The sequence below is a fragment of the Falsiroseomonas oryzae genome (assembly GCF_027856955.1).
GTDB lineage: Bacteria > Pseudomonadota > Alphaproteobacteria > Acetobacterales > Acetobacteraceae > Falsiroseomonas > Falsiroseomonas oryzae.
Genome location: NZ_JAPSMD010000441.1, coordinates 1 through 4331 on the forward strand (window position 1 = coordinate 1; position 4331 = coordinate 4331).

The 4331-nt window shown below is 71.3% G+C and carries 4 protein-coding genes; 3 read left to right on the forward strand and 1 reads right to left on the reverse strand.

Annotation, left to right across the window (positions count from 1 at the left end):
• The coding region (locus tag OZN99_RS26500; RefSeq protein ID WP_333779778.1) for a 3'(2'),5'-bisphosphate nucleotidase CysQ family protein at nt 1-480 on the reverse strand (480 nt) is incomplete at its 3' end.
• Nucleotides 481-641: 161 nt separating this feature from the next.
• Between OZN99_RS26500 and cysN the strand changes: the two genes are divergently transcribed.
• The 3 genes from cysN to OZN99_RS26515 all read left to right on the forward strand — a co-directional run bounded on the left by cysN (nt 642) and on the right by OZN99_RS26515 (nt 4327).
• Complete coding sequence (cysN, locus tag OZN99_RS26505; RefSeq protein WP_270938233.1) at nt 642-2510, forward strand: sulfate adenylyltransferase subunit CysN; 1869 nt, start codon at nt 642-644, stop codon at nt 2508-2510.
• 183 nt (nt 2511-2693) lie between these two features.
• Entirely contained in the window at nt 2694-3482 is a 789-nt protein-coding gene (locus OZN99_RS26510) for a sulfotransferase (protein WP_270938234.1), read from the forward strand.
• The gene (locus OZN99_RS26515) at nt 3479-4327 is read left to right on the forward strand and encodes a sulfotransferase family 2 domain-containing protein (protein ID WP_270938235.1); all 849 of its coding nucleotides are present in this window, start codon (nt 3479-3481) and stop codon (nt 4325-4327) included. Before OZN99_RS26510 ends, OZN99_RS26515 begins: the two co-directional genes overlap by 4 nt.
• Nucleotides 4328-4331 lie beyond the last annotated feature (4 nt).

Consider the following 4331-nt stretch of genomic DNA (forward strand, 5'->3'; position numbering starts at 1 on the left):
CGGGCGGGGCCGCGCGCGGATCGGCCGCCATGCGATGGACGCGGGGTCGGCGCCCGGCGCCAGCTCGCCGGCCGCGGCGCCATGGCCGAGCGCGCCCTGCCAGATCCGCCCGAGCGCCGGGGCATAGACCACGCCACCCACCGGTCGGCCGGCCTCGACCAGCGCGATGTTCACCGTGAACTCGCCGGTCGGGCCGAGGAACTCCCGGGTGCCGTCCAGCGGATCCACCAGCAGGAACGTGGCGCCCGGTGGCGGTTCGGCGCGGTCGGCATCCTCCTCCGAGACGACCGGCGTTTCGGGGGCCGCGGCGGCGAGGCCCGCCGCGATCACCGCCTCCGCGGCCAGGTCGGCCTCCGTCAGCGGGCTGCCATCGGCCTTGGCGGTGACGGCGTGCGGCCGCTCGCGCACCTCCACAATGCGCGCGCCGGCCTCCGCGGCGATGGCGACGAGGCGAGGGAGCAGCGCGACGATGTCGGGCATCGGGGAGTGTCCTGGAGAGCGGCGCCGGGGGCGGAGCTTGCCGCCGCCGGGTTGCCCGTGGGATAGCCGATCCGCGCCGCGGTTGCACGCCGTCGGGCGGCGCGCCGGCCGCATTCTCCTGCGGCCGGGCGGCGGGTGGCGGATCGAGGACTGCACCGACCATGGACTTGCACCCTGCCGGCGCCCAGGCGGCGCGTGGCCTGCTCCGCTTCCTCACCTGCGGGTCGGTGGACGACGGCAAGTCCACCCTGATCGGGCGGCTGCTCTACGACAGCAAGCTGATCATGGAGGACACGCTGGCCACCATCGCCAAGGACAGCCGCAAGCACGGCACCGTGGGCGAGGAGGTGGACCTGGCGCTGCTGGTGGACGGGCTGGAGGCGGAGCGGCAGCAGGGCATCACCATCGACGTCGCCTACCGCTTCTTCGCCACGCCGAAGCGCAGCTTCATCGTCGCCGACACGCCGGGCCACGAGCAGTACACCCGGAACATGGCGACCGGCGCGTCCAACTCCGACCTCGCCATCATCCTGTGCGACGCGCGCAAGGGCGTGCTGACCCAGACGCGGCGGCACACTTTCATCTGCTCCCTGCTCGGCATCCGCCACGTGGTGCTGGCGGTGAACAAGATGGACCTGGCGAACTGGGACGAGGCGACCTTCGACCGGATCGTCGGCGACTGGGCGACCTTCGCCGCCGGGCTTGGCTTCACGACGCTCACGCCGATCCCGGTCTCCGCCCGCTTCGGCGACAACGTCACGCAGAAGAGCGGCAACACCCCCTGGTACCGCGGCCCGACACTACTGGCCCATCTGGAGGCGGTGGATGTCGAGCACGGGGTGGAGGACAAGCCCTTCCGCTTCCCGGTGCAATGGGTGAACCGGCCGAACCTGGACTTCCGCGGCTTCTCCGGCACCGTCGCCTCGGGCCGGATCGCGGTGGGCGACGGCGTGGTGGTCGCAGCCTCGGGCCGGCAGAGCCGCGTCGCGCGTATCCTCGGCCCCGATGGCGACCAGCAGATGGCCGGCGCGGGGGAGGCGGTGACGATCTGCCTGGCTGACGAGGTGGACGTGGCGCGCGGCGACGTGCTGGCGCCGCTGGCCGACCGGCCGGAGGTGGCCGACCAGTTCGCCGCCCATCTGCTGTGGATGGACGAGGAGGCGATGCTGCCGGGGCGGCAGTATCTTGCCCGCTTCGGCAACATGTGGACCGGGGCCTCGGTCACCGCGATCAAGCATCGCGTGGATGTGAACACGCTGGAGCAGCAGCCGGCCAAGCGGCTTGAGTTGAACGAGATCGCCGTCTGCAACCTGTCGTTGTCGCAGCGCGTGCCGCTCGACCCGTACGCCGAGAACCGTGCCACCGGCGCCTTCGTGCTGGTGGACCGCTTCACCAACCGCACCGCCGGCGCCGGCATGGTCAGCTTCGCGCTGCGCCGCGCCACCAACATCCACGCCGAGGAATTCCTGGTGGACAAGGCGGCGCGGGCCGCGCTGGACCACCAGAAGCCGCTGGTGCTGTGGTTCACGGGCCTATCCGGTTCTGGCAAGTCCACCATCGCCAAGCTGGTGGAGAAGGCGCTGCACGCGGAAGGCCGTCACACCTACTCGCTCGACGGCGACAACCTCCGGCACGGGCTGAACCGCGACCTGGGCTTCACCGATGCCGACCGGGTGGAGAACATCCGCCGCGTGGGCGAGGTGGCGAAGCTCTTCGTCGATGCCGGGCTGATCGTGCTGTGCTCCTTCATCTCCCCCTTCCGCGCGGAGCGGCGGATGGTGCGGGAGCTGATGGCGGACGGGGAATTCGTCGAGGTCTTCGTGGACACCCCGATCGAGGAATGCATGCGGCGCGACCCGAAGGGGCTCTACGCCAAGGCGGTGCGGGGCGCGATCCAGAACTTCACCGGCGTCTCCAGCCCCTACGAGGCACCGGAGAACCCCGAATTGCGGCTGGACACGGTCGGCCGCAGCCCCGACGAGGCGGCGGAGGTGGTCCTCGCCCATGTGCGCCGCCTGCTGGAGGGGTGAGCCGCGTCCGCGCCGTCTCCGTGTCAGTTTTCTTTCGACGGCTTGCAAGCTTGCCGTGGCCGGGGCACAGGTGACGCGGCTGGCCTGCGCTTGGCCTAGGCGTTCCCTTTTCGGAACCTCGGGCGTCATGACAGCTGGGGGGCTGCGTGCCATGAATGTTGCGGTCCGGGAGCCGGTCGCACGATGCTGATGGAGTTGCTCTTCGCGGGGCGCTTCGACGAGTATTTCCGCCAGGCCGCCGTCGGCCAGGACCTCTGCGTGTTCGTGCATGTGCCCAAGACGGCCGGGACCTCCCTGCGCGGGGAGATCGCCCAGGTCCTGCAGCCCGACGTGAACATCGCAGTGGACTACACCGACACGACGCGCAGCTTCCACGAGCGCATGGACGAGGCGGTGGACAGCTTCCTGCACGGGGCCATGGGGTCGCCCGTGCGCTTCGCCTCCGGCCATATCCTGGCGCGCCACGTCCTGCGGATCCGCGCCGCCTTCCCGAAGGCGCGCTTCGTCACCTTCCTGCGCGACCCGGTGCACCGCGTGGTGTCCGACTACCGCTACCAGCGCTCCCCACGGCACCCGGTCTATGCGGACTTCGTCGCCAAGGTGGCGAGTCTTGACGCCTATCTCGAGCTGCGGCCGGAGCGCAACAAGATTGCGCAGCACCTGGTGGCGCCGGACGTGCTGCTCGGCGGCGACCCGACGGAATGCGTGGACTACGTGCTGCGCAACTACGCCTTCATCGGCGTGCAGGAGATGTACCCCATTTCCTTCCGCACGCTGACCACGCTGATCGGCGAGCCGTCCTGGCCGAAGCTGCGCGAGAACGTGAACACGGACAACGACGCCGAGCGCCAGGTCCCGGCCGACGTGGCCGAGCGGATCCGCGCCGCCAACGCGATCGACGTCGCGATCTACGACGCCATCTTCCCGCGCTGGCAGGCCGTGCGCGAGGCATTGGCCCGCCGTCTGGCGTGAGCACCGCCCGCCAATTGCTGGCAGGGCGATTCGACGCCTGGCTCGCGCCGGGGGAGGGGCCGCCGCTCTGGCTCTTCGTGCATGTGCCCAAGACGGCCGGCAGCTCCCTGGGCACCGATCTCGCCGCGATGCCGGCGCTGCAGCCCTACTGCAACATCCATATCGACCGGACGGACCGCACCGACCGCAGCCGCACCGCGCCGGAGCGCTACGACGACGCGACCGAGGAGTTCCTGGCGCAGCACGCCGCAAAGCCCTTCCGGTTCGCCTCCGGCCATGTGCAGTTCCGCCAGGTGAAGCGCATCACCGACACCGTGCCGGGCACGCGGCTGTTCACCATGCTGCGCGAGCCCGTTGCCCGCCTGGTGTCGGATTACCTCTACCAGCGCTCGCCGATGCACCCGCTGGCCGAGGAGGTGAAGGCGCGCATCCCCGACTTCGCGGCCTTCGTGGAGCTGAAGGGCCAGCGCAACCGCATCGCGCGCCACCTGCTGCCGCCGCGCGTGGTGACGGAGGGCGATGTGCCCGCCGCGCTCGAGATGCTGCGCAACCGCTTCGCCTTCGTCGGCGTGCAGGAGCGCTACGAACTCGGCTTCCGCGCGCTGACCGCGCTGCTGACCGGCCGCCCGGCGCGGCCCGCCGCGCGCAAGCGGGTGAACGAGGGCGCGGCGGAGGAGAAGGCCGCGGTCACGGCGTCGCTGCGCGATCCCGCGCTGCAGGCGCGCATCGCGGAGTTGAACGCCTTCGACCTGCGCGTGCATGAGGCGATCGCCGCCGACTGGGACCGTATCGCCGCGCCGCTCGCCGCGTGGCTCGACGCGCGGGAGGCCGCCGCCGCGGCCTGACGCC

Excerpts from the sequence above, each read along its gene's own strand:
- OZN99_RS26510 (WP_270938234.1), top strand. The coding sequence starts at position 2,694 with ATGCTGATGGAGTTGCTCTTCGCGGGGCGCTTCGACGAGTATTTCCGC.
- cysN (WP_270938233.1), top strand. The coding sequence starts at position 642 with ATGGACTTGCACCCTGCCGGCGCCCAGGCGGCGCGTGGCCTGCTCCGC.